The organism is Streptomyces sp. MB09-02B, assembly GCF_033794485.1.
Lineage (GTDB): Bacteria > Actinomycetota > Actinomycetes > Streptomycetales > Streptomycetaceae > Streptomyces.
In genome coordinates, this window is sequence record NZ_JARGEE010000030.1 from 1 (window position 1) to 19,070 (window position 19,070).

A 19,070-nucleotide genomic window follows, 5' to 3' on the forward strand; every position below is an offset into this window, starting at 1 on the left:
GACCCGCACCCCCGAGCCATCAGGCGCACCCAGCCCCAAAACCCTCAGACCCCCGGCCCCATCTGCGACCGCGCCTTGAACGCCGCCTTCCGGGCCTCCTTCGCCACCTTCTTGTCGGGGTGGATCCTCCCCATCGCCTCCAACACCTCCGGCGTCGCAGGATGATCCACCCGCCACGCCGCCGCGAAGAACGACCCGTGCTGCGCGGCCAACCCCTCCACCAGCGCCCTCAGCTCCGCCGAATTCCCCTCGGCGGCCAACTGCGCGGCGACCGTGTCGATCGTGAGCCAGAAGACCATCGCCTCGGACGGCGCCGGCACATCCCCCGCGCCGCGCTCGGTCAGCCACACCCGGGCGAGCCCGCCCAGCTCGGGGTCGTCCAGTACGTCCCGGAGGGCCGGCTCGGCCACGGCCCCCACGAGGGACAGCGCCTGCTGACAGCGCAGCCGCCGCAGCGGCGCACCCGGATCGGACCCGCGCGCCGCGGCCAGCAACTCCCGCGCCGCGTCCAGCGACTCACGACGGGCGAGCCACTGCTCGGTCTCGGCCTGGGCCGCCGCCGGCGGAAACCCGGCGGTGCCGTCGAGGAGCACGTCCGCCCCCTTGTCGACGAGGTCCCCCACGGCGGGCGCGACCACGCCGGCCTCCTGGAGCCGCGCCCGCACCCCGTACCGCCCCAGCGGGGTGAGCCGGACCATGCCGTACCGGGTGACATCGGTGTCGTCGACGGCGGGCGCGCCCGTCCCCTCGGCGGCGGCCGCGGCCTCCTCCGCGTCCGTCATCAGCGCCTCGTCCACCGGCTGGTACTCCACCAGCCCGATCGGCTCGAGCACCCGGAACTGGTCGTCCAGCCGCATCATGGCGTCCGAGACCTGTTCCAGGACGTCGTTGGTGGGCTCCCCCATGTCGTCGGGGACGATCATCGACGCGGCGAGGGCGGGCAGCGGCACGGGCCCGTCGGGGCCGTCCTCGCTGACGGTGAGGAGGTAGAGGTTGCCGAGGACCCCGTCGAGGAAGTCCGCCTCGGCGTCGGGGTCCCAGTCCAGCTCGGAGAAGTCGATCTCGCCGCCGGAGTCCATGGCCTCGACGAGGCCGTCGAGGTCGGGCACGCTCGCGTCGGCGAGGGTGGTCTCCAGGGCGGTGAGCCAGATGCCGAGCACGTCCTGCGGCCCGCCCGAGGTGAGGAGCGCGAGGTCCTCGCCCGCGGCGACCGTCCCGGCCTCCTCGTCCACGATCTCGACGAGCCCGGTGTCCACCGCCACCCGCCAGGCCTCGCTCGCCAGGGCCGCCGCGTCGTCGCCGTCGACACCACCGGTGCCGCCACCACCAGAAGCACCAGAAGCACCAGAAGCACCAGAAGCACCAGCGACACCGCCGGCACCCTCCCCCGTGAGCCCGAGCGCCGCGGCGGCCGCGGGCAGCTGCTCGTCGACGAGTTCGCCCCCGGCGCCCACCCGCGTGTCCGGGCCGGCCCAGCGGGCGAGCCGCGCGGCGCGCGAGAGCAGCGGTGTGGCGAGCGCCTCCCGCGCCAGCTCCGCTTCGGGGAGGAGCCGCACCGGCGGCAGTGGCGAGCTGTCTGACATCGGCGGGGATCTCCTCGGAACATCGAACATCTGACAAGCGATACGCGTACGAGTACGCAGCCGCTCAGCCTAGACGGATTTGGACGCATGCCGCCCGGTTCATGTACCTGCCAGGAGTCGGGTGTGGCCGAAACCTTGACAACTGACCTGACCAGGCAGGAGATTGACGCGCGTAGAAACTCACGGGTAGCTCTGGCCGATCACAGGACCACCCGCAGGCGCGCCCGCCCGGGCCCACCGAACCCCGTCGGCGCCCTTCGGAGTTCTACGCGCGTCGCGCCGCCCCACCGGTCGCAGGCCACCCCCCGTCCACTCTCGTCCCGGCGCTCACGTACGTCCCCGGAGGGATCCCCTTGCCGAGCAAGAGAACCGCGCGCATCGGCGCGCTGACCGTCGCCACCATCTGCTCCACGGTGTCCGCCGTGGTCCTGACCTCGCCCGCCGAGGCGGACTCCCTACGCATCCACGACATCCAGGGCACGACCCGGACGTCCCCGCTCGCCGGTCAGCAGGTGACCGGCGTGGAGGGGATCGTCACGGGCGTCCGCACCTACGGTTCGCGCGGCTTCTGGATCCAGGACACCCGGGCGGACTCGAACCCGGCCACGAGCGAGGGCGTCTTCGTCTTCACCAGCTCCCGGCCGACCGTATCCGTGGGCGACGCGGTCACGGTCGCGGGCACGGTCTCCGAGTTCGTGCCGGGCGGCACTTCGTCCGGAAACCAGTCCGTGACGCAGATCACCCGGCCGACGATCACGGTGGTCTCCACGGGCAACGCCGTCCCCGCCGCGACCGTCATCGACGCCAGGTCGGTGCCGAGCCGGTACGCCCCGGCCGGCGACACCGCCGCCGGCGGCTCGGTCAACGGCCTGACCCTCGCCCCCGCCAAGTACGCCCTGGACCACTACGAGTCCCTGGAAGGCATGAACGTCCAGGTCGCCGACGCCCGTGTGGTCGGCGCGACCGACCCGTTCACCGAGCTGTGGGTCACCGTGAAGCCCCGGGAGAACGCCAACCGCCGCGGCGGCACGGTGTACGGCTCCTACACCTCGCAGAACACCGGCCGACTGCAGATCCAGTCGCTCGGCGCGGTCGCGGACTTCCCGAAGGCGAACGTCGGCGACGCCCTGAAGGGCACCACGGCCGGCCCGCTGGACTACAACCAGTTCGGCGGCTACACGCTCGTCGCCAACCAGATCGGCACCCTGAAGCAGGGCGCTCTGGAGCGCGAGACGACGCGCAAGCAGGGGCGTGGCGAGCTGGCGGTGGCGACGTACAACGTCGAGAACCTGGACCCCTCGGACGCCACCTTCGCCGACCACGCGGCGGCGATCGTGCACAACCTGCAGTCGCCCGACATCGTGGCCCTGGAGGAGATCCAGGACAACAACGGCGCCACCAACGACGGTACGGTCGCCGCCGACCAGACGGTGAAGAAGCTGGTCGAGGCGATCGCGGCGGCCGGCGGCCCGACGTACGACTGGCGCTCCATCGACCCGGTGAACCTCGCGGACGGCGGCGAGCCCGGCGGCAACATCCGCCAGGTCTTCCTGTTCAACCCCGAGCGGGTCTCCTTCTCCGACCGTGCCGGCGGCGACGCCACGACCGCCGTCGGGGTGACGAAGGCGTACGGCAAGGCACGGCTGACGGTCTCCCCCGGCCGTATCGACCCGGCGAACGCCGCCTGGACGAACAGCCGCAAGCCGCTCGTCGGCGAGTTCTCCTTCCGCGGCAAGTCCGTCTTCGTGATCGCGAACCACTTCGCGTCCAAGGGCGGCGACCAGTCGCTGCACTCGGAGTTCCAGCCGCCGAAGCGGAGCTCGGAGACCCAGCGCCACCTCCAGGCGACCGCCGTGAACACCTTCGTCAAGGAGATCCTGGCGAAGGAGAGGAACGCGGACGTCATAGCCCTCGGCGACATCAACGACTTCGAGTTCTCGAAGACCACCGAGCTGCTGGAGGACGACGGCGCCCTGTGGTCGGCGGTCAAGTCACTGCCAAGGAGCGAGCGTTACTCCTACGTCTTCCAGGGCAACACGCAGGTCCTCGACCAGATCCTGATCAGTCCGTCGATCCGGCGCTCGTGCGACTTCACGTACGACAGCGTGCACACGAACGCGGAGTTCAACGACCAGATCAGCGACCACGACCCGCAGGTGCTGCGCTTCAGGCCGTAACGGGCGCGACGGCGGTCACGGCGATACGGCCGTGACCGCCGCGCCGCCCGGCAGTGGTTCTCAGGGCTGGCTGAACACCCCGTTCAGCCAGCCCTTCCACGCTGTCTCGTCGGTCTCCGCGTCGGCACCCGCCGCGAAGTCGTGGACGCTCATACCGACGATGTGGCCCCAGTGGTTGCGGCCGAAGAAGCGGATGAGGGCGTCGTCGGTGCGCAGACCGATGAAGTACGGGTCGCGATAGTCGACGACGGCCTCGAAGCGCCGCCCGCCGGGCCCCTCGACCTGGACCCGGGCGCCTACCGCGGTGTCGTCCGCGAGGCCGAGCGCCCGGCCCACGACGGTGAGCGCGTCGGCGCCGCCGGCGGCCTCGGGGCCGTCGAAGGTGGCGAACGCGGTGATCTTCCGGCCGGCGAAGCGCGTCAGGTACTGGCGCAGCGTGTGCAGGTAGAAGCCGGTGTGCTTGGCGGCACCGTCGTACTGGTTGTCCCAGTCGTCGACGAAGACGCCGCTGTGCACGTACCGCACCCAGGCGCGCCGGCCGTCGTCGCGCGGCTCGATCGTGTAGTCGAGCTGGTTGAGGGTCTGTTCGGAGATCCCCTCGACGTCCTCGACACGGTTGGTGTACCGGTGCGGCGGATCCCACGCGGTCACCTCGGAGCCGAACGGCCCCTTGCCGCCGACGTGCGGCTCGGGTGCCTCCATCGGCCACAGCCACCCGCCGGTCCCGGCGGTGACGGCCTCCCACACCTCCTCGGGCGTGGCGTCGACCTCGAACTCACGGGCGATCTCGAATTCCTTGGGCATGACGTGCTCCTCAACAGGTCTTACCGGGCGGGCGGTTCGGGCTGGACGGGGAGTGCGGGCCGGTCGGGCTCGTCGGCGGACTGCGGCTTGACCGTCGGGTGGACGGCCACGACGATCCGGTGACCTCGGCCGCCCCGGGCGTCGGGGGCGTCGTACTTGCGGATGAGCGCGCTCACCCCTGCCGTCAGCTCCTGGACGAACGCGGCCCGGTCGGCGGCCGAGGCGAAGGTGACCTCGCCGTCGAGCGCGTAGGTCGCGAGGCGCTTGCGGGCCTTGGCCGCGCCGGTGATCAGCGTTCCGACGTCCCGGACCAGCCTGGCGCCGAGCGCCAGCAGCCAGCGCGCGGAGAGCTGGTCCCGGAAACGGTCCGGATCCGGCTGTACGGCGGCGAGCGCGAGCGGCGAGATCACGTACGACGCGGCCGTGGCCCGCATCAGCCGCTCGGTGACGTTGCCCTTGCGGCGCTCCCCCGCGAGCTCGACCAGACCGTGCTTCTCCAGTGTCTTCAGGTGGTAGTTCACCTTCTGCCTCGGCAGCCCGACCTTCCCGGCCAGCATGGCGGCCGACGCGGGCCCGGCCGCCAGCTCGGCGAGCAGCCGGGCGCGTACGGGGTCCAGCGAGACCGCCGCTGCCTCGGGGTCCTCGATCACGGTGACGTCCAACATGACTCCACCGTCTCACCGAAAACTTTTTTTGTCCAGACGGTTCAAGTTTTCGGCGAGCCATCCGGATCGAGGGGGACGCGGCGGGGAGGCCACTGGGCCGCCGGACTCAGCCGGGAACGAGGCCGAGGGCGTACTCGTACCGCTTGACCGAGCCGGTCTCCAGCAGTTCGGGCCAGGTCCGTACGCGCCTCGAACGCCTGCTCGTCGGCCCACTGCGAATGGCGTCGAGGACGGGATGGAGATCCGCACGACGGGTCATGCTCATGCCGCTCTCCCATGATCGGTACTCGGTGTGCGCGCACCGACCACCCTGCAACCTCAACCAAGATTCAGGTCAAGTCCGCGATTCGGGGCCCGGTTTCGGGAGACCCGCCGGTCATGGACGAGAAGCGGCCGAAGGCCGAGCGGGTGGGGAAGGCGCCGGAAAGCGGCGGGGAAGGCATGGAGGGCGGTCCCACCGGACTGCCGAAACGCTCGTGGTGGGCGGTGGTCCGTCGTACGGTCGAGGAGTTCCAGGACGACGAACTCTCCGACCGGGCTGCCGCGTTGACGTACTACGGCGTCCTCTCGCTCTTCCCCGCGCTGCTGGTGCTGGTGTCGATGCCGGGCGTCGTCGGACAACGCGCGACGGACAGGATCCTGGACAACATCGGCGACCTGGCCCCGGGCCCCGCGCGGGACATCCTGCGGGACGCGGTCGTGCAGTTGGGAGACAGCGGCGGTACGGGCGGGGTGCTGGCGATCGTCGGTCTGCTGGCGGCGGTGTGGTCGGCGTCGGGATACGTGGCGGCGTTCATCCGTACGTCCAACGCGGTGTACGACCTGCCCGAGGGCCGCCCGGTGTGGAAGCTCACGCCGCTGCGGATCGTCCTGACCCTCGTCCTGATGCTGATGCTGGCCGTGAGTGCGCTGATCGTCGTCTTCACGGGTCCGCTGGCCGAACGCGCCGGCACGACGATCGGGCTCGGTGACGCGGCCATCGCGGTGTGGGGCGTCGCCAAGTGGCCGGTCCTGCTGGTCCTGGTGACGCTGATGATCGCGCTGCTGTACTGGGCCGCGCCCAACGTCCGCGGCCGGGGCTTCCGTTGGGTGAGCCCCGGTGGTGTCCTCGCGACGCTGATCTGGCTCGCCGCGTCCGCGGGCTTCGCCGTCTACGCTGCCAACTTCGGCTCGTACAACAAGACCTACGGCACGCTCGCCGGCGCCGTCGTGTTCCTCATCTGGCTCTGGCTCACCAACCTGGCGATCCTCCTCGGCCTCGAATTCGACGCGGAACTGTCCCGGGAACGCGCCATCGTCGAGGGCCGCTCCCCCACGGACGAGCCCTACGTGGAGCCCCGCGACACCCGCACCTGGCCACCCCGCCTACGCGCCCTGCGCGAGACCCGCGGCCGAACGACGGACACACCGGGCACGCAGAGCGCACAGGGCTCACCGGGCTCACCGGGCAAGGAGTAGGGGCGGCACGGGCGACCCCCGAGACTGAGCCGAGGCCAAGGTGCCGGCCCCACCGCCGGCGCAGCCGCCTCAGCGCCCCGCCGCCGCCCCGGGCCCCGGCCGATCGCCGACGGCGCACATGGACACACGGACGCACGGACGCACGGACGCATGGACGCATGGACGCATGGACGCATGGACGCATGGACAAGAGGATCGTGGCCCGGGAGTCGCTAGTGGTAGTGGCGCCAGGCCAGCACCCCCGCCGCGGCCACCGCGACGGTCGCCCCGCCCACGACCACCGCCTCGCGCGGCACCCGCTCCCACGCCGAGTGCACCCTCGCCTTCACATCGGCCTTGGCGGCCAGCTCCTCGACCGTGTCGCCGAGCTGCGCCCGGGTCTGCTCGATCTGCCGTCGGAGCTCGTCGGGCCCCTTGGCGCCCACCGAACCATTGCTCGCGCCGCCGGAGGCACCGGCCGTACCGGATGCGTGCGTCATCGCCGAGCCCTTCCCTTGATCTCGTCCACGTCGGCCTTGACGCTGTCGAGCGCCAGCTCCGGCCTGGGTGGGGTCGCCCGCCGCAGCTGCGCGCGCCCCATGGCGGCCAGCACGCCGGCGATCACGAACAGCACGCCCATGACGATGAGCGCGGCGGCCCACACGTCCAGCACCAGCGACAGCGCCGCCACCCCGGCGGCGGCCAGGGTCATGAACCCCACGTACGCGACGGCGCCGGCCGCGCCGAGGAGCCCGCCGCCGCGCCCCGCGCGCCGCCCCTTCTCGGCCAGCTCCTCCTTCGCGAGGGCGACCTCCTGTCGTACGAGCAGGGAGAGCTGTTCGGTGGCCTGCCCCACCAGCTCGCCCACGGAGTGATGGTCGTGTTCCGCCGGCCCCGGACGCGCGGATCGCACAGAGCGCACGAATCGCGTGGGCCTGGTCTCGGTGGTCCCGGTCACGGTGTCGCCTCCTCACACATCGGGACGCCCCGAGTACCCTCACCGGCTCGCGCTACCCCTGCGTCACCAGCACATCCGCCGTGACCGGGCGGACGCCACGACCATCCGTAGCAATGCTTCGCAATACCTCGTAGAAGAATTAAGTGGAGCTTCACAATGGGGCCCCCGAGACTACCCCCATGGCTCCCATGACCCTGCTCCGCGTCCCCCGCCCCGCCCCCTTCGGCCGCGCCCTCTGCGCGATGGTCACGCCCTTCACGGCGTCCGGCGCCCTCGACCTCGACGGGGCGCAGCGACTGGCCGACCGACTGGTGCGGGAGGGGTGCGACGGGCTGGTGCTGTCCGGCACGACGGGCGAGTCGCCGACGACCACGGACACGGAGAAGGCGGAGCTGGTCCGCGCGGTGCGCGGGGCGGTCGGCGGGCGGGCCGCGATCGTGGCCGGGGTGGGCACGGCCGACACCCGGCACACCGTGGAGCTGGCACTGGCGGCCGAGAAGGCGGGCGCGGACGGCCTGCTGGCGGTCACGCCGTACTACAGCAGACCCCCGCAGGACGCCGTCGAGGCCCACTTCCGCGAGCTGGCAGACGCCACGGGGCTGCCCGTGGCCCTGTACGACATCCCCGGCCGCACCGGTACCCGTATCGAGCCGGAGACCATGATCCGGCTGGCGGGCCACCCCCGGATCGTGGCGGTGAAGGACTGCGCGTACGACCTCCTCGGCACCCAGAGGGTGCTGGCCGAGACGGAGCTGGCGTACTACACCGGCTGCGACGAGTACGTCCTCGCGCTGTACGCGCTCGGCGGGTCCGGCTACGTCGGGACGGTCGCGAACGCTGCGCCCCGGCACTTCCGCGCGATCCTCGACGCGTTCGACGCGGGTGACACCGGCGAGGCGGCCCGCCTCCAGCGGCTGGCCGTCCCGCTCACCGAGCTGATGATGGCCTCCGGCCTGCCCGGGTCCGTCACGGCGAAGGCGCTCCTCGGTCGGCTCGGTCTCCCGTCGGGCCCGGTCCGCGCACCGCTGCGGCCCGCCGGCCAGGAGGTGACCGACGGGCTGCTGGCGGCGTACGAGGAACTGGTCGGCTCCGGCACCCGGCAGGAAGGAAACTAGCTAGGTAAGTAGGAAGGAAGGTCAGTCGGCCCAGCGTTCGGTGAAGACCGGGACCCAGCGGCCGGGGTAGTCGTCGGAAGCCTTGCGGAACCCGCTGAGCTGAACGACCTTGTCGCTGCCGATCGTGAGGAGGATGAGCTGGTTGCGGAACTCACCCTTGCCGCTGCACCTCTTGGGGTCGCAGCCCCAGGCGATGATCCGTTCGTCGTCCGCCCAGGCCAGGAGTTGCTGACCCGGCACCGTCGTGACCCTCTTACCGGTGCGCGAGTCGACGATCTCGGAGGAGATCTTCTCCCCCTCGCCGGCGAACTCGCCCCCGATGAGCTTCCCGTTGGGCGACAGACCGGCCTCCGCGTAGTTCACGTACTTCTCGGCGGCGGGCACATCGATCTTGTCGCCCTTCAGGTCGTAGTACTGCCGGAACGGCTTCTCCCCGATGCTCGAGAAGACGGACCGGCCGTCCTGGCTCCACTCCATGTCCTCCCGGCTGTTGTTGAAGAAGCCCCACTCGTCCTTCCACTGCGGTGCCTTGTGCCAGGTCTCCTCACCCGAGTCCACGTCCACGACGGAGAACCCCGTACGGCTGGGGACGGGGCCCGGCACTTCCTTGCCGTTGACGTTCTGCGGGTGGTCGGCGAAGTTGCGGTCCGGGTTCTTGGAGTAGGTCGTCGCGAGGAGCTTGGTGCCGTCCGGGGAGAATTCGACGGACGCGACGCCGTGGCCCACCGGGATCCAGCGGTCCACCTTGCCCGTGATCATGTCGAGCAGCCCGATCCTCCTGGCGGGCAGGTCACCCTCCAGTACGGCCGCGGTGCGCATACCGGGTGCGACATCCAGGAAGGCCCACCTGGTCTTGCGGTACTCGGCCGTCTTCTGGTCGAGGAGGCCGTACACGCGGGTGTTGACGATGTCCCCGCCCGGCTGCTTGACCGCCTCGTGCACATAGAACGCGGAGAGCGCGGTGTCGCCCGCCGCGATCATGTTCCGCGGCGGCGACTGGTCGGGGTGACCGATGATGTCGCTCTTGTTCATCTCGCTGGCGGGCCGCACCTCGTCCCCGCCCTCGGTGGTCAGCATGGGTACGCCCACCGCGACGGCCACGACCGCGGCCGTGGCGGCGGCGGTGCCCGCGATCGTGCGGGTCCGGCGGCGGCGCCGGGCGGTCAGCACCCGGTCCGCGAAGTCCGTTGCCAGGGGCGACTGTTCGGCGGCCTGCTCATGCAGGGAGGCGCGTACCAGTTCATCGACGTTCACGGACGCACCTCCACGGGCGAGAAGTCACGGGACGACTGCTGTTCGACCGCGGCGGGGCCGAGCGCGGCCAGCTCGGGCGCGAGTTCGCGCAGTCGGGCGAGCGAACGGTGGGTCGTGGACCGTACGGTCCCCACGGAGCACCCGAGGATCCGGGCCACGTCGCCCTCCGGCAGGTCCTCGAAGTAGCGGAGGACGAGCACGGTCCGCTGCCGTGCGGTCAGCCGGGCCAGCGCCCCGCGCATCACCAGCCGCAGCTCCACACCGGCCACTCCGTCGGCGGCACCACCGCTCTCGGGCGGCTCGGCGACGGTCAGCTCGCGCCGCCGCCACTTCAGCCGCCACCGGCTGACCTGCTGCCGGTAGAGGATCTGCCGTACGTACGCCTCCGGCTCGTCGATGCGCTGCCAGCGCCCGGCTGCCTTGATCAGCGCGTTCTGGAGCAGATCCTCGGCTGCGTGCCGGTCCCCGCCGCTCAGCAGTACGGCCGTCTTCAGCAGTGCCGACGACCGCCCGGCCACGAATTCCCGGAAACTCTCCTGCCCTGCGGCATCCATCGTCACCTTCTCTTCCCCCGGGCGGTCCCTGTGCCCGCCCTGTGCCCCTTGAGACGCGTCGCCCCGGCCACCGCTATGCCGGGCCGGCGAAAAAAGTACCGGGAACGCCTCCGGGGCCCGCACGCGCGTGAACGCGTACGGGCCCCGGACCGTGGGGCGGCGGTACCGTGCCGGTCAGCCCCAGCGGTACCCGTCGCCGAACAGCAGGGTGTGCTCCAGCACGTCCTCCATCGGATCGTCGACCTGCCCGACGTTGACGAGTCCGATGCGGGGGCCGTTGTGCGAGGCCTTGTTGGTCTCGTCGGCGTGCGCGGCTCCGGCCGACACCCCGCACAGCAGCACCGCGGCCAGCCCTCCCATGACCACTCGCGCCACGGTCCTCGCCCGGTCGTTCCTCATCCCTCGGTCCCTCATCTCATCGGTTCGGCGACTCATCGGACACTGCGTCCGACAGTTCATCTGCCTGCACCGCGCGGAGGTCACGCCGAGCAACCCTTACGGGGTCAGTTGTGGCTGTGGAGGATCTCGTTCAGGCCGCCCCAGACCGCGTTGTTCGGGCGGGCCTCGACCGTGCCGGTGACCGAGTTGCGGCGGAAGAGGATGTTCGAGGCACCGGAGAGTTCGCGGGCCTTGACGACCTGGCCGTCGGGCATGGTGACGCGGGTGCCGGCGGTGACGTAGAGGCCGGCCTCGACGACGCACTCGTCGCCCAGCGCGATGCCGACGCCCGCCTCGGCACCGACCAGGCAGCGCTCGCCGATGGAGATGATGACGTTGCCGCCGCCGGAGAGCGTGCCCATGGTGGAGGCGCCGCCGCCGATGTCCGAGCCGTCGCCGACGATCACACCGGCGGAGATCCGGCCCTCGACCATCGACGTGCCGAGCGTGCCGGCGTTGAAGTTGACGAAGCCCTCGTGCATGACCGTGGTGCCCTCGGCGAGGTGCGCGCCGAGCCGGACACGGTCGGCGTCGGCGATCCGGACGCCCTTGGGCGCCACGTAGTCCGTCATGCGCGGGAACTTGTCGACGGACGTGACCTGGAGGTGCAGGCCCTCGGCACGCGCGTTGAGACGCACCTTCTCCAGCTGGTCGACGGCGACCGGGCCGAGCGAGGTCCAGGCGACGTTGGCGAGGAGGCCGAAGATGCCGTCCAGGCTCTGGCCGTGCGGCTTGACCAGGCGGTGCGAGAGCAGGTGGAGGCGCAGGTAGGCGTCGTGCGTGTCGATCGGCTTCTCGTCGAGCGAGGAGATGACCGTGCGGACCGCGACGACCTCGACACCCCGGCGCGTGTCCTGACCGATCGCGGCGGTCGCGCCACCGCCCAGCAGCTCCGCGGCCCGCTCGGCGGTCAGCCGCTCGGTGCCGGAGGGGCCCGGCTCGGCAGCGAGCTCGGGCGCGGGGAACCAGGTGTCGAGGACGGTGCCGTCGGCGGCGATCGTGGCGAGGCCGGCGGCCACGGCGCCGGTGGTACGGGGAGCAGTCGTGTCGGTCATGAGGGCAACCTAACCGGGAGGGGGCCGCACAGGCCAACCCGCGGCGCGGGCGTCTCAGGGGCCGGGCACTATGCGGACATACGGTACGGCGGACATACGGTACGGCCCACGACCCACGACCCACGGCGCCGGGCGGCCCGCCCACCCCCGTGGGACGGGCCGCCCGTGCACCGCGGGGCGTCAGCGGCGTTCGCCCGGCTTGTCGACGAGGGCGAGGGTGACGGCAGAACTGCCGCCGGTCACCTTGCCGTCCCTGACCCGCCGCACGCCGAGGGTCTCGAACGTCTCCGGGTCGAACAGCCACTCCCGCCAGGTGTCGCGGTCCCCGTCGTCGTTGTCGCTGTAGCGGACGGCGACGGCCCGGCGTCCGGCGGCGGTGTCGACCAGGTGACCGACCACCGTGAGGCCGGGCAGCGTGGCGAACGCGCGGTAGAGACCGGCCACTCCCTCGGGCGACTTGATGTCGGCGCCGAGCAGGACGGAGATCTCGCTGTAGTCGTTCTGCGCTCGGGTGGCGCCCTTCTCGTCGGCGATGGCGTCCTTCTCTCGAAGGGCCCGCAGTGCTCCCCGCCCGTCGGCCGGCAGCGTGGCGATGCACCGGTACATCTCCCTCGGCGACCGGTCGTCGCCCTCCGCCCCGTTCTCCAGTTGCATCTCCCGCACGTGGAGCTTGAGCAACTTGCCGAAGGGATCCCGCTGTTCGAAGGCATGCGCACTGCCGTCGTAGCGGATCCAGCTCTCCGAGAAGCGCGCCCGGTCCCCGAGGTGTTCCACCGCCTCCTCGTCCGGTGCCTCCTCCGCCCACTTCTGGTAGATCCACTGCTTCGCCCGCGGCTCCGCGACCGGCGGCCTCCCCTCCACCGCCTCCGCCGCCCGCTCCAGCAGCTCGGCCGCGCTCATCCCTTTCAGGTCACCGTCCGTCAGTGTCGCCGGTGTCGTCATCCCCCGCGTGTCGTCCCTCCCCACCAGCAGCGACGCGGCCACCGCCACCGCGGTCACGGCCGCCGCCACCCCCACGATCACGAACCTGGGGCGTACCCGCACCCGGTGCCGCCGCCGGTCGGTAGCCGCCGCGTGCAGCAGCCGGGCGCGGCCGGGGGCCAAGCTGGCGCGGTCGGGGGCGGGCGCCTCGGCGCGCAGCTCCCGCACCCGGGCCACCTCGTCGATCAGCTCCGCCATGTCAGACCACCTCCGCCGTGTCCCCGGCGAACGCCGGACCGTCCCCCACGAACGCCGGATCGGCCCCCAGCGCCGTACGCACCTTGCGCCGCGCGCGGTTGAGCCGCGAGCGGACCGTTCCCACGGGGATACCGAGGGCCTCGGCGGCCTCCTGGTAGCCGAGGTCGGCCCAGGCGACCAGCAGCAGGACGTGCCGGTCCCCGGCCGACAGTGCCGCCAGCGCCCCGGCTAGCGGCCCCTGCGCCGCCACCCGGCTGTCGGTCCGCTCGACCCAGGTCTCGCTCCAGGACGCGGCGACCGGATCGTGTCCGGTGCGGGCCAGCGCCTTGAGCGCCCGGACCTCCGTACGGCGGTGCTTGCCGATGAGGTTGCCCGCGATGCCGTACAGCCAGGGGCGGGCGTTGGGGTGGGCCCGGTCGTAGCGGGCCCGGATACGGAACGCCGTCAGGAAGGTGTCGGCGGTGATGTCGTCGGCGAGGGAGTCGCCGAGGCGCCGGGCCACGTACCGGTGGATGTCCGGCGCGTAGCGGTCGTAGAGCCGCGCGAACGCCTCGGGCTGTTCCAGCGACCGGGCGACGACCTCGGCGTCCTCCGCCTCGCTCGCATCGGCACCGCCCGCGTCCGGCCCACCCGCGTCCGTCCCGCCCGCCCGTGGCGGTGGTCCGCTCACCGGGTTCTCCCCCCGCTCGTCACAACCGCTCCCCTTCGCCACATCCGACATGTCAGCGTGTCCGCCGCGTCCGCCATATCCGCTATGCCCGCCATATCAGCGCGTTCGCCGCGTCCGCCGTGTTCCTGTCACCCCCTGTTTCCCGATGGCCCGAGAAAGGTTCACGGCTCGCTCGAAGTCGTCCTGCGGCCCGGTCAGGGGATGACGCGTGCCAGGGCCTCGCGTGCGTACCGCTCGTCGTAGGGCGCCCCGGTCAGCAGGACCTGGAGGCAGATGCCGTCGATCAGGGCGACCAGGGCCCGCGCGGTCGCCGGGTCGGTGCGCTCGGCGAGGCAGTCGGCGAAGTCCCGGCCCCACTCTTCGGCGACGGGCCGGAGCGCGGGGCGGCGCAGGGCGGCGAGGTAGAGCTCGTACTCCACCTCCAGGCCCGTACGGTCGCCGGCGAACCATTCGCCGCCCAGCGCGGCCAGTTCGGCGGCGAGGTCGGTGGCGGGGTCCCGCAGGGCCTCGCGGGCGGCGACGGACTTCGCGTAGCGCTCGTTGGCCTGCCGCAGCGCGGCGACCATGAGGTCGTCGAGGGTCTTGAAGTGGTACGTCGTCGAGCCGAGCGGGACGTCCGCCTCGGCGGCCACGGTGCGGTGGCTCAGCCCGGCGATGCCCTTCTCCCCCACCACCCGGATCGCCGCGTCGATGATCCGCTGCCGCCGTTCGGGATCGTAGCGCCGGGCCATCAGTGGGCGCCTCCCAGGTTCAGCACCACGACCCCCGCGATGATCAGCACGATCCCGGCGACCTTGGGGACGCTCAACCCCTCCCCGAACAGCACCAGTCCGAGGGCGGCGACCGCCGCGGTGCCGACGCCGGACCAGATCGCGTACGCCGTGCCGATCGACATCGACTTCAGCGCCTGGGCGAGCAGGACGAAGGAGATGAGGTACCCCACCCCGGTGACCAGTGACGGCCAGAGCTTGCTGAAGCCCTCGCTGTACTTCATGGCGGTGGTGGCGGCCACTTCGGCGGCTATGGCCGCGGCGAGCAACAGATATCCCATGTGTACGATCGTACACATGATGCGTACGCCTGTACACATCGCGCGGCACAGGCGCGCTTATGGGCGGAATTGACCACGATGGAAGCCCAAGAGGCCCTGAATTCGGGGCCGTTCCGTTATGGAAGCGCTCTCGGAAAGGGCTCCCCGCACACCCCTTGGTCCACTACTGTTTCAACGGTCAATCTCCCGATTGTGTGACGACCGCCAGGGTTTGCGCACACGGGTGACACGTACCACCCTCCCTGATCCGCATGACGATTCGCGTCCGCCTTTGGCGACGCCGAAGGAACCGCGCATGCCGCCACACAAGCCCGGACCTGATCCGGACCAGACCACGCCCAACCTTCCGGTGCTCAGATCCGCGAAGGTGTGGGAGACGGGCGTCGCCCCGAACGACACCCGAATACCGGGCACGCGCCGCCTCTGGCTGGCCGGCGCCCTGGCCCTCGCCGTCGTGTCGTCGTGTGTCACCGCGATCACCCTCCAGGGCAGCGGACCTGACGACTCGTCGGAGCGGAACGGGCAGACCACCGCCGCCGACGACCGGGTGCTGCCCTCCCTCTCGCTGCCGCCCGCGTCGCCCCCCGCGACCTCGGCACCGGACGGCAAGAGCGGACTGTCGGAGCCGCAGGGGTATGAGGACGACACCGAGAAGAACGACGCCGACAAGGACAAGAGCAAGGAGAAGGCCGACGAGAAGGACAACTCGTCGGAGAAGAGCCAGCAGGGCGGTGCGGAGCCGACGCAGTCGGCGAAGCCCACCAGGAAGCCGCAGGCCCCCGTCGCCCTCAAGTCCGTGCAGTCCGGCACCTACCGGGACCGTTACTGGCACCTGCGCGACGGCCTGATCCAGCTGGACCAGGTGAGCAGCTACAGCGACCGCCAGACCAGGCGGGACTCCTCCTTCAAGGTCGTCTCCGGCCTCGCCAAGTCCTCCTGCTACTCCTTCCGCCTGCCGGACGGACGCTACGCGCGGCACCAGAACTTCGTGCTGCGCGCCTCCCACCACGACGGCTCCCAGCTCTTCAAGCAGGACGCCACCTTCTGCCCCCGGCAGGGAGCAGGGGACGTGATCGGGCTGGAGTCGGTGAACTATCCCGGCTACTACCTCCGCCAGCGCTACTACCAGCTCCGCCTGGAACGCTACGAGCACAACCAGCAGTACTGGAGCGAAACGTGCTTCCGTGTGGTCGAGGGTCTGGCCTGAGCGGGCGGTACACCATTGGACATGGGTGTGGCCCCCGGCGAACTCAAGAGTTCGCCGGGGGCCACACCCATGTCTGATGGATCTCAGACGTTGAACCCGAGCGCCCGAAGCTGCTCGCGGCCGTCGTCCGTGATCTTGTCGGGGCCCCACGGGGGCATCCAGACCCAGTTGATGCGCAGCTCGTTGACGATGCCGTCCGTGGCGGACTTGGCCTGGTCCTCGATGACGTCCGTCAGCGGGCAGGCCGCGGAGGTCAGGGTCATGTCGATCGTCGCGATGTTCGCGTCGTCGATGTGGATGCCGTAGATCAGGCCCAGGTTGACGACATCGATGCCCAGCTCGGGGTCCACGACGTCGTACAGGGCCTCGCGGACCTCCTCCTCGGAGGCCGGCTTCATCTCCAGGGTCTCGCTCATGCCGTCTTCCTTTCGACGTCGGCGTCGGCGCCCAGCGCCTGGGCCGTCGCGTCCTTCCACGCCATCCAGCTGAGGAGGGCGCACTTGACCCGGGCGGGGTACTTGGAGACACCGGCGAACGCGACCGCGTCCTCCAGCACCTCCTCCATCGCGTCGTCCGGCTCGATCTTCCCCTTGGACTGCATCAGCTCCAGGAAGGTCTCCTGGATCTTCCGCGCGTCGTCAAGGTCCTTGCCGACGAGGAGGTCGTTCAGCACGGAGGCCGAGGCCTGGCTGATCGAACAGCCCTGGCCCTCGTACGACACGTCCGCGATGGTCGTGCCGTCGTACTTCACTCGCAGGGTGATCTCGTCGCCGCACGTCGGGTTCACGTGGTGCACCTCGGCGTCACCGTCCCGCAAGCCCCGCCCGTGGGGGTGCTTGTAGTGGTCCAGGATGACTTCCTGGTACATCGAGTCCAGCTTCATGCGATCGCTCGTCCCCTCAGCCGAAGAAGTTCCGTACGTGCTCCAGGCCGTCGACCAGGGCGTCGATCTCGGCCGGCGTGGAGTACAGATAGAACGACGCTCGGGTGGTCGCGGGAATTCCGTACCGCAGGCAGACGGGGCGGGCGCAGTGGTGGCCGACCCGGACCGCGATGCCCTGCTCGTCGAGGACCTGGCCCACGTCGTGCGGGTGGATGTCGCCGAGGGTGAAGGAGATCGCCGCGCCCCGGTCCTCGGCCGTGGCGGGGCCGATGATCCTGAGGTCCGGAACCTCCGTCAGCCGCTTCACCGCGTACTCGGTGATCGCGTGCTCATGGGCGAGGATCTTGTCCATGCCGATGGAGTTCAGGTAGTCGATCGCCGCGCCGAGGCCGACCGCCTGCGCGATCGGCGGGGTGCCCGCCTCGAACTTGTGCGGGGCGGGAGCGTACGTCGACGAGTGCATCGACACCGTCTCGATCATCTCGCCGCCGCCGAGGAACGGAGGCAGGTCCTCCAGCAGCTCCTGACGGCCCCAGAGCACACCGATGCCCGTCGGACCGCACATCTTGTGGCCGGTGAAGGCCACGAAGTCGGCCTGCAGCGCCTGCACGTCCAGCGGCATGTGCGGCGCGGCCTGCGAGGCGTCGATGCAGACCAGCGCACCGACCTCCTGCGCCCGGCGCACTATCGCCTCGACGGGGTTGACCGTGCCGAGGATGTTGGACACCAGCACGAAGGAGACGATCTTCGTCTTCTCGGTGATGACCTCGTCGATGTTGGAGAGGTCGAGGCGGCCGTCGTCGGTCAGCCCGAACCACTTCAGCTTCGCGCCCGTGCGCTGCGAGAGCAGCTGCCACGGCACGATGTTGGAGTGGTGCTCCATCTCCGTGATGACGATCTCGGTCTCGGCGTCCACGCGGTAGGGCTCGTCGGCCCAGCCCAGCATGTTCGCCACGAGGTTCAGCGACTCGGAGGCGTTCTTGGTGAAGATCACCTCGTCGCGGCTGGGCGCGTTGATGAAGGACGCGACCTTGTCCCGCGCGCCCTCGTACAGCGCCGTGGCCTCCTCGGCGAGCACATGCACACCGCGGTGGACGTTGGCGTTGTAGCGCTCGTAGTACTCGCTCAGGGCGTCCAGCACCTGGCGCGGCTTCTGCGAGGTCGCCGCGTTGTCCAGGTACACGAGCTTCTTACCGTCGTGGACCTGACGGTCCAGGATGGGGAAGTCCTTGCGGATCGCCTCGGTGTCGAGGAGGCCCGGCAGCTGTGTCACGCGGATGCGCCACCCTTCACGTACTTGTCGTAGCCCTCGGCCTCGAGCTGGTCCGCGAGCTCCGGGCCGCCGGACTCGGCGATACGGCCGTTCGCGAACACGTGCACCTGGTCGGGCTTGATGTAGCGCAGGATGCGCGTGTAGTGCGTGATCAGCAGGGTGCCGACCTCGCCGGTCTCGCGGACGCGGTTGACGCCCTCGGAGACGATGCGCAGCGCGTCGACGTCCAGACCGGAGTCCGTCTCGTCGAGGATCGCGACCTTCGGCTTGAGCAGCTCCAGCTGGAGGATCTCGTGGCGCTTCTTCTCACCGCCGGAGAAGCCCTCGTTGACGTTGCGCTCGGCGAAGGCGGGGTCCATGTTGAGGCGCTGCATGGCCTCCTTGACCTCCTTCACCCAGGTGCGGAGCTTGGGGGCCTCGCCGCGCATGGCGGTGGCGGAGGTGCGCAGGAAGTTGGAGACCGAGACGCCGGGGACCTCGACCGGGTACTGCATCGCCAGGAACAGGCCCGCGCGGGCGCGCTCGTCGACGGACATCTCCAGGACGTCCTCGCCGTCGAGGGTGACGGTGCCGCCGGTGATCGTGTACTTCGGGTGACCCGCGAGGGAGTAGGCGAGGGTCGACTTGCCGGAGCCGTTGGGGCCCATGATGGCGTGCGTCTCGCCCTGCTTCACGGTGAGGTCGACGCCCTTGAGGATCTCCTTCGTGGCGTTGTCGGCCTCGACGGTGACGTGCAGGTCTCGGATTTCAAGCGTTGCCATGGGTGC

The 19,070-nt window shown here is 70.8% G+C and carries 21 protein-coding genes and 1 pseudogene; 4 read left to right on the top strand and 18 right to left on the bottom strand.

Features of this window, described 5'->3' with window-relative positions; translation table 11 throughout:
* Positions 1–44 precede the first annotated feature (44 nt).
* Entirely contained in the window at positions 45–1,583 is a 1,539-nt protein-coding gene (locus tag P1P70_RS06955; RefSeq protein WP_319235473.1) for a hypothetical protein, read from the bottom strand.
* Between the two features lie 353 nt (positions 1,584–1,936).
* Between P1P70_RS06955 and P1P70_RS06960 the strand changes: the two genes are divergently transcribed.
* Positions 1,937–3,760, top strand: coding sequence for an endonuclease/exonuclease/phosphatase family protein (locus tag P1P70_RS06960; RefSeq protein ID WP_319235475.1), 1,824 nt, complete (start codon positions 1,937–1,939; stop codon positions 3,758–3,760).
* A 60-nt stretch (positions 3,761–3,820) separates the two neighbouring features.
* On the opposite strand, the gene P1P70_RS06965 is transcribed toward P1P70_RS06960, so the two are convergent.
* The 3 genes from P1P70_RS06965 to P1P70_RS06975 all read right to left on the bottom strand — a co-directional run bounded on the left by P1P70_RS06965 (position 3,821) and on the right by P1P70_RS06975 (position 5,494).
* Positions 3,821–4,564 (bottom strand): SRPBCC domain-containing protein, encoded by a 744-nt coding sequence (locus tag P1P70_RS06965; protein WP_319235477.1) that lies wholly within the window; start codon positions 4,562–4,564, stop codon positions 3,821–3,823.
* A 20-nt stretch (positions 4,565–4,584) separates the two neighbouring features.
* The gene (locus P1P70_RS06970) at positions 4,585–5,229 is read right to left on the bottom strand and encodes a winged helix-turn-helix domain-containing protein (RefSeq protein ID WP_319235479.1); all 645 of its coding nucleotides are present in this window, start codon (positions 5,227–5,229) and stop codon (positions 4,585–4,587) included.
* A gap of 106 nt (positions 5,230–5,335) precedes the next feature.
* Positions 5,336–5,494, bottom strand: a complete 159-nt coding sequence (locus tag P1P70_RS06975) for a hypothetical protein (protein WP_319235481.1) — start codon at positions 5,492–5,494, stop codon at positions 5,336–5,338.
* 113 nt (positions 5,495–5,607) lie between these two features.
* Here P1P70_RS06975 and P1P70_RS06980 point away from each other — a divergent pair, with 113 nt between their 5' ends.
* Positions 5,608–6,687 carry a YihY/virulence factor BrkB family protein gene (locus P1P70_RS06980; protein WP_413471429.1) on the top strand — a complete coding sequence of 360 codons (1,080 nt, stop codon included), beginning with the start codon at positions 5,608–5,610 and terminating at the stop codon, positions 6,685–6,687.
* A 317-nt stretch (positions 6,688–7,004) separates the two neighbouring features.
* Here the strand turns inward: P1P70_RS06980 and P1P70_RS45705 are convergent.
* Positions 7,005–7,166 (bottom strand): annotated as a pseudogene (locus P1P70_RS45705) (DUF3618 domain-containing protein); the annotation flags it as partial.
* Positions 7,163–7,624 (bottom strand): phage holin family protein, encoded by a 462-nt coding sequence (locus tag P1P70_RS06990; protein WP_413471430.1) that lies wholly within the window; start codon positions 7,622–7,624, stop codon positions 7,163–7,165. The pseudogene P1P70_RS45705 and the gene P1P70_RS06990, both read right to left, overlap by 4 nt.
* A 179-nt stretch (positions 7,625–7,803) precedes the next feature.
* Here P1P70_RS06990 and dapA point away from each other — a divergent pair, with 179 nt between their 5' ends.
* Positions 7,804–8,739: a 4-hydroxy-tetrahydrodipicolinate synthase gene (dapA, locus tag P1P70_RS06995; RefSeq protein WP_413471431.1), complete on the top strand. Its 936-nt coding sequence runs from the start codon at positions 7,804–7,806 to the stop codon at positions 8,737–8,739.
* A gap of 21 nt (positions 8,740–8,760) precedes the next feature.
* Here dapA and P1P70_RS07000 read toward each other — a convergent pair whose 3' ends face one another.
* From P1P70_RS07000 to P1P70_RS07035, 8 genes are all read right to left on the bottom strand, one after another.
* Positions 8,761–9,993, bottom strand: a complete 1,233-nt coding sequence (locus tag P1P70_RS07000) for a WD40 repeat domain-containing protein (RefSeq protein WP_319235484.1) — start codon at positions 9,991–9,993, stop codon at positions 8,761–8,763.
* Positions 9,990–10,547 carry a SigE family RNA polymerase sigma factor gene (locus tag P1P70_RS07005; RefSeq protein ID WP_319235485.1) on the bottom strand — a complete coding sequence of 186 codons (558 nt, stop codon included), beginning with the start codon at positions 10,545–10,547 and terminating at the stop codon, positions 9,990–9,992. The genes P1P70_RS07000 and P1P70_RS07005 overlap by 4 nt, the downstream gene beginning before the upstream one ends.
* 174 nt (positions 10,548–10,721) lie before the next feature.
* On the bottom strand, positions 10,722–10,946 hold the full coding sequence (locus P1P70_RS07010) for a hypothetical protein (RefSeq protein ID WP_319235486.1): 225 nt from the start codon (positions 10,944–10,946) through the stop codon (positions 10,722–10,724).
* A 104-nt stretch (positions 10,947–11,050) separates the two neighbouring features.
* The gene (dapD, locus tag P1P70_RS07015; protein ID WP_319235487.1) at positions 11,051–12,040 is read right to left on the bottom strand and encodes a 2,3,4,5-tetrahydropyridine-2,6-dicarboxylate N-succinyltransferase; all 990 of its coding nucleotides are present in this window, start codon (positions 12,038–12,040) and stop codon (positions 11,051–11,053) included.
* A 180-nt stretch (positions 12,041–12,220) separates the two neighbouring features.
* A complete protein-coding gene (locus P1P70_RS07020; RefSeq protein WP_319235488.1) occupies positions 12,221–13,219 on the bottom strand; it encodes a CU044_5270 family protein in 999 nt (332 codons plus the stop codon).
* 1 nt (position 13,220) lies between these two features.
* A complete protein-coding gene (locus tag P1P70_RS07025) occupies positions 13,221–13,889 on the bottom strand; it encodes a sigma-70 family RNA polymerase sigma factor (protein ID WP_319235490.1) in 669 nt (222 codons plus the stop codon).
* Positions 13,890–14,083: 194 nt separating this feature from the next.
* Positions 14,084–14,620 (bottom strand): TetR/AcrR family transcriptional regulator, encoded by a 537-nt coding sequence (locus tag P1P70_RS07030; protein WP_319235491.1) that lies wholly within the window; start codon positions 14,618–14,620, stop codon positions 14,084–14,086.
* Positions 14,620–14,940 (bottom strand): multidrug efflux SMR transporter, encoded by a 321-nt coding sequence (locus P1P70_RS07035; protein WP_319235493.1) that lies wholly within the window; start codon positions 14,938–14,940, stop codon positions 14,620–14,622. Before P1P70_RS07035 ends, P1P70_RS07030 begins: the two co-directional genes overlap by 1 nt.
* 295 nt (positions 14,941–15,235) lie before the next feature.
* On the opposite strand from P1P70_RS07035, the gene P1P70_RS07040 reads away from it, so the two are divergent.
* Positions 15,236–16,147, top strand: a complete 912-nt coding sequence (locus P1P70_RS07040) for an AbfB domain-containing protein (protein ID WP_319235494.1) — start codon at positions 15,236–15,238, stop codon at positions 16,145–16,147.
* Between the two features lie 83 nt (positions 16,148–16,230).
* Here P1P70_RS07040 and P1P70_RS07045 read toward each other — a convergent pair whose 3' ends face one another.
* The 4 genes from P1P70_RS07045 to sufC are packed head-to-tail and all read right to left on the bottom strand — an operon-like array spanning position 16,231 to position 19,064.
* Positions 16,231–16,563 (bottom strand): metal-sulfur cluster assembly factor, encoded by a 333-nt coding sequence (locus tag P1P70_RS07045; RefSeq protein WP_005477879.1) that lies wholly within the window; start codon positions 16,561–16,563, stop codon positions 16,231–16,233.
* Entirely contained in the window at positions 16,560–17,030 is a 471-nt protein-coding gene (sufU, locus tag P1P70_RS07050) for a Fe-S cluster assembly sulfur transfer protein SufU (RefSeq protein ID WP_239753291.1), read from the bottom strand. Before sufU ends, P1P70_RS07045 begins: the two co-directional genes overlap by 4 nt.
* 16 nt (positions 17,031–17,046) lie before the next feature.
* Positions 17,047–18,303, bottom strand: a complete 1,257-nt coding sequence (locus tag P1P70_RS07055; protein WP_319235496.1) for a cysteine desulfurase — start codon at positions 18,301–18,303, stop codon at positions 17,047–17,049.
* Entirely contained in the window at positions 18,300–19,064 is a 765-nt protein-coding gene (gene sufC, locus P1P70_RS07060; RefSeq protein WP_319235497.1) for a Fe-S cluster assembly ATPase SufC, read from the bottom strand. The genes P1P70_RS07055 and sufC overlap by 4 nt, the downstream gene beginning before the upstream one ends.
* Positions 19,065–19,070 lie beyond the last annotated feature (6 nt).

What these genes read in the sequence shown, in the direction of transcription:
- P1P70_RS06955 (WP_319235473.1), bottom strand. Translation starts at nt 1,583, where the DNA reads ATGTCAGACAGCTCGCCACTGCCGCCGGTGCGGCTCCTCCCCGAAGCG.
- dapA (WP_413471431.1), top strand. Translation starts at nt 7,804, where the DNA reads ATGGCTCCCATGACCCTGCTCCGCGTCCCCCGCCCCGCCCCCTTCGGC.
- P1P70_RS06965 (WP_319235477.1), bottom strand. Translation starts at nt 4,564, where the DNA reads ATGCCCAAGGAATTCGAGATCGCCCGTGAGTTCGAGGTCGACGCCACG.
- P1P70_RS07045 (WP_005477879.1), bottom strand. Translation starts at nt 16,563, where the DNA reads ATGAGCGAGACCCTGGAGATGAAGCCGGCCTCCGAGGAGGAGGTCCGC.
- P1P70_RS07035 (WP_319235493.1), bottom strand. Translation starts at nt 14,940, where the DNA reads ATGGGATATCTGTTGCTCGCCGCGGCCATAGCCGCCGAAGTGGCCGCC.
- P1P70_RS07005 (WP_319235485.1), bottom strand. Translation starts at nt 10,547, where the DNA reads ATGGATGCCGCAGGGCAGGAGAGTTTCCGGGAATTCGTGGCCGGGCGG.
- sufC (WP_319235497.1), bottom strand. Translation starts at nt 19,064, where the DNA reads ATGGCAACGCTTGAAATCCGAGACCTGCACGTCACCGTCGAGGCCGAC.
- P1P70_RS07040 (WP_319235494.1), top strand. Translation starts at nt 15,236, where the DNA reads ATGCCGCCACACAAGCCCGGACCTGATCCGGACCAGACCACGCCCAAC.
- P1P70_RS06980 (WP_413471429.1), top strand. Translation starts at nt 5,608, where the DNA reads ATGGACGAGAAGCGGCCGAAGGCCGAGCGGGTGGGGAAGGCGCCGGAA.
- P1P70_RS07020 (WP_319235488.1), bottom strand. Translation starts at nt 13,219, where the DNA reads ATGGCGGAGCTGATCGACGAGGTGGCCCGGGTGCGGGAGCTGCGCGCC.
- P1P70_RS07030 (WP_319235491.1), bottom strand. Translation starts at nt 14,620, where the DNA reads ATGGCCCGGCGCTACGATCCCGAACGGCGGCAGCGGATCATCGACGCG.
- P1P70_RS06970 (WP_319235479.1), bottom strand. Translation starts at nt 5,229, where the DNA reads ATGTTGGACGTCACCGTGATCGAGGACCCCGAGGCAGCGGCGGTCTCG.
- sufU (WP_239753291.1), bottom strand. Translation starts at nt 17,030, where the DNA reads ATGAAGCTGGACTCGATGTACCAGGAAGTCATCCTGGACCACTACAAG.
- P1P70_RS07010 (WP_319235486.1), bottom strand. Translation starts at nt 10,946, where the DNA reads ATGAGGAACGACCGGGCGAGGACCGTGGCGCGAGTGGTCATGGGAGGG.
- P1P70_RS06975 (WP_319235481.1), bottom strand. Translation starts at nt 5,494, where the DNA reads ATGAGCATGACCCGTCGTGCGGATCTCCATCCCGTCCTCGACGCCATT.
- dapD (WP_319235487.1), bottom strand. Translation starts at nt 12,040, where the DNA reads ATGACCGACACGACTGCTCCCCGTACCACCGGCGCCGTGGCCGCCGGC.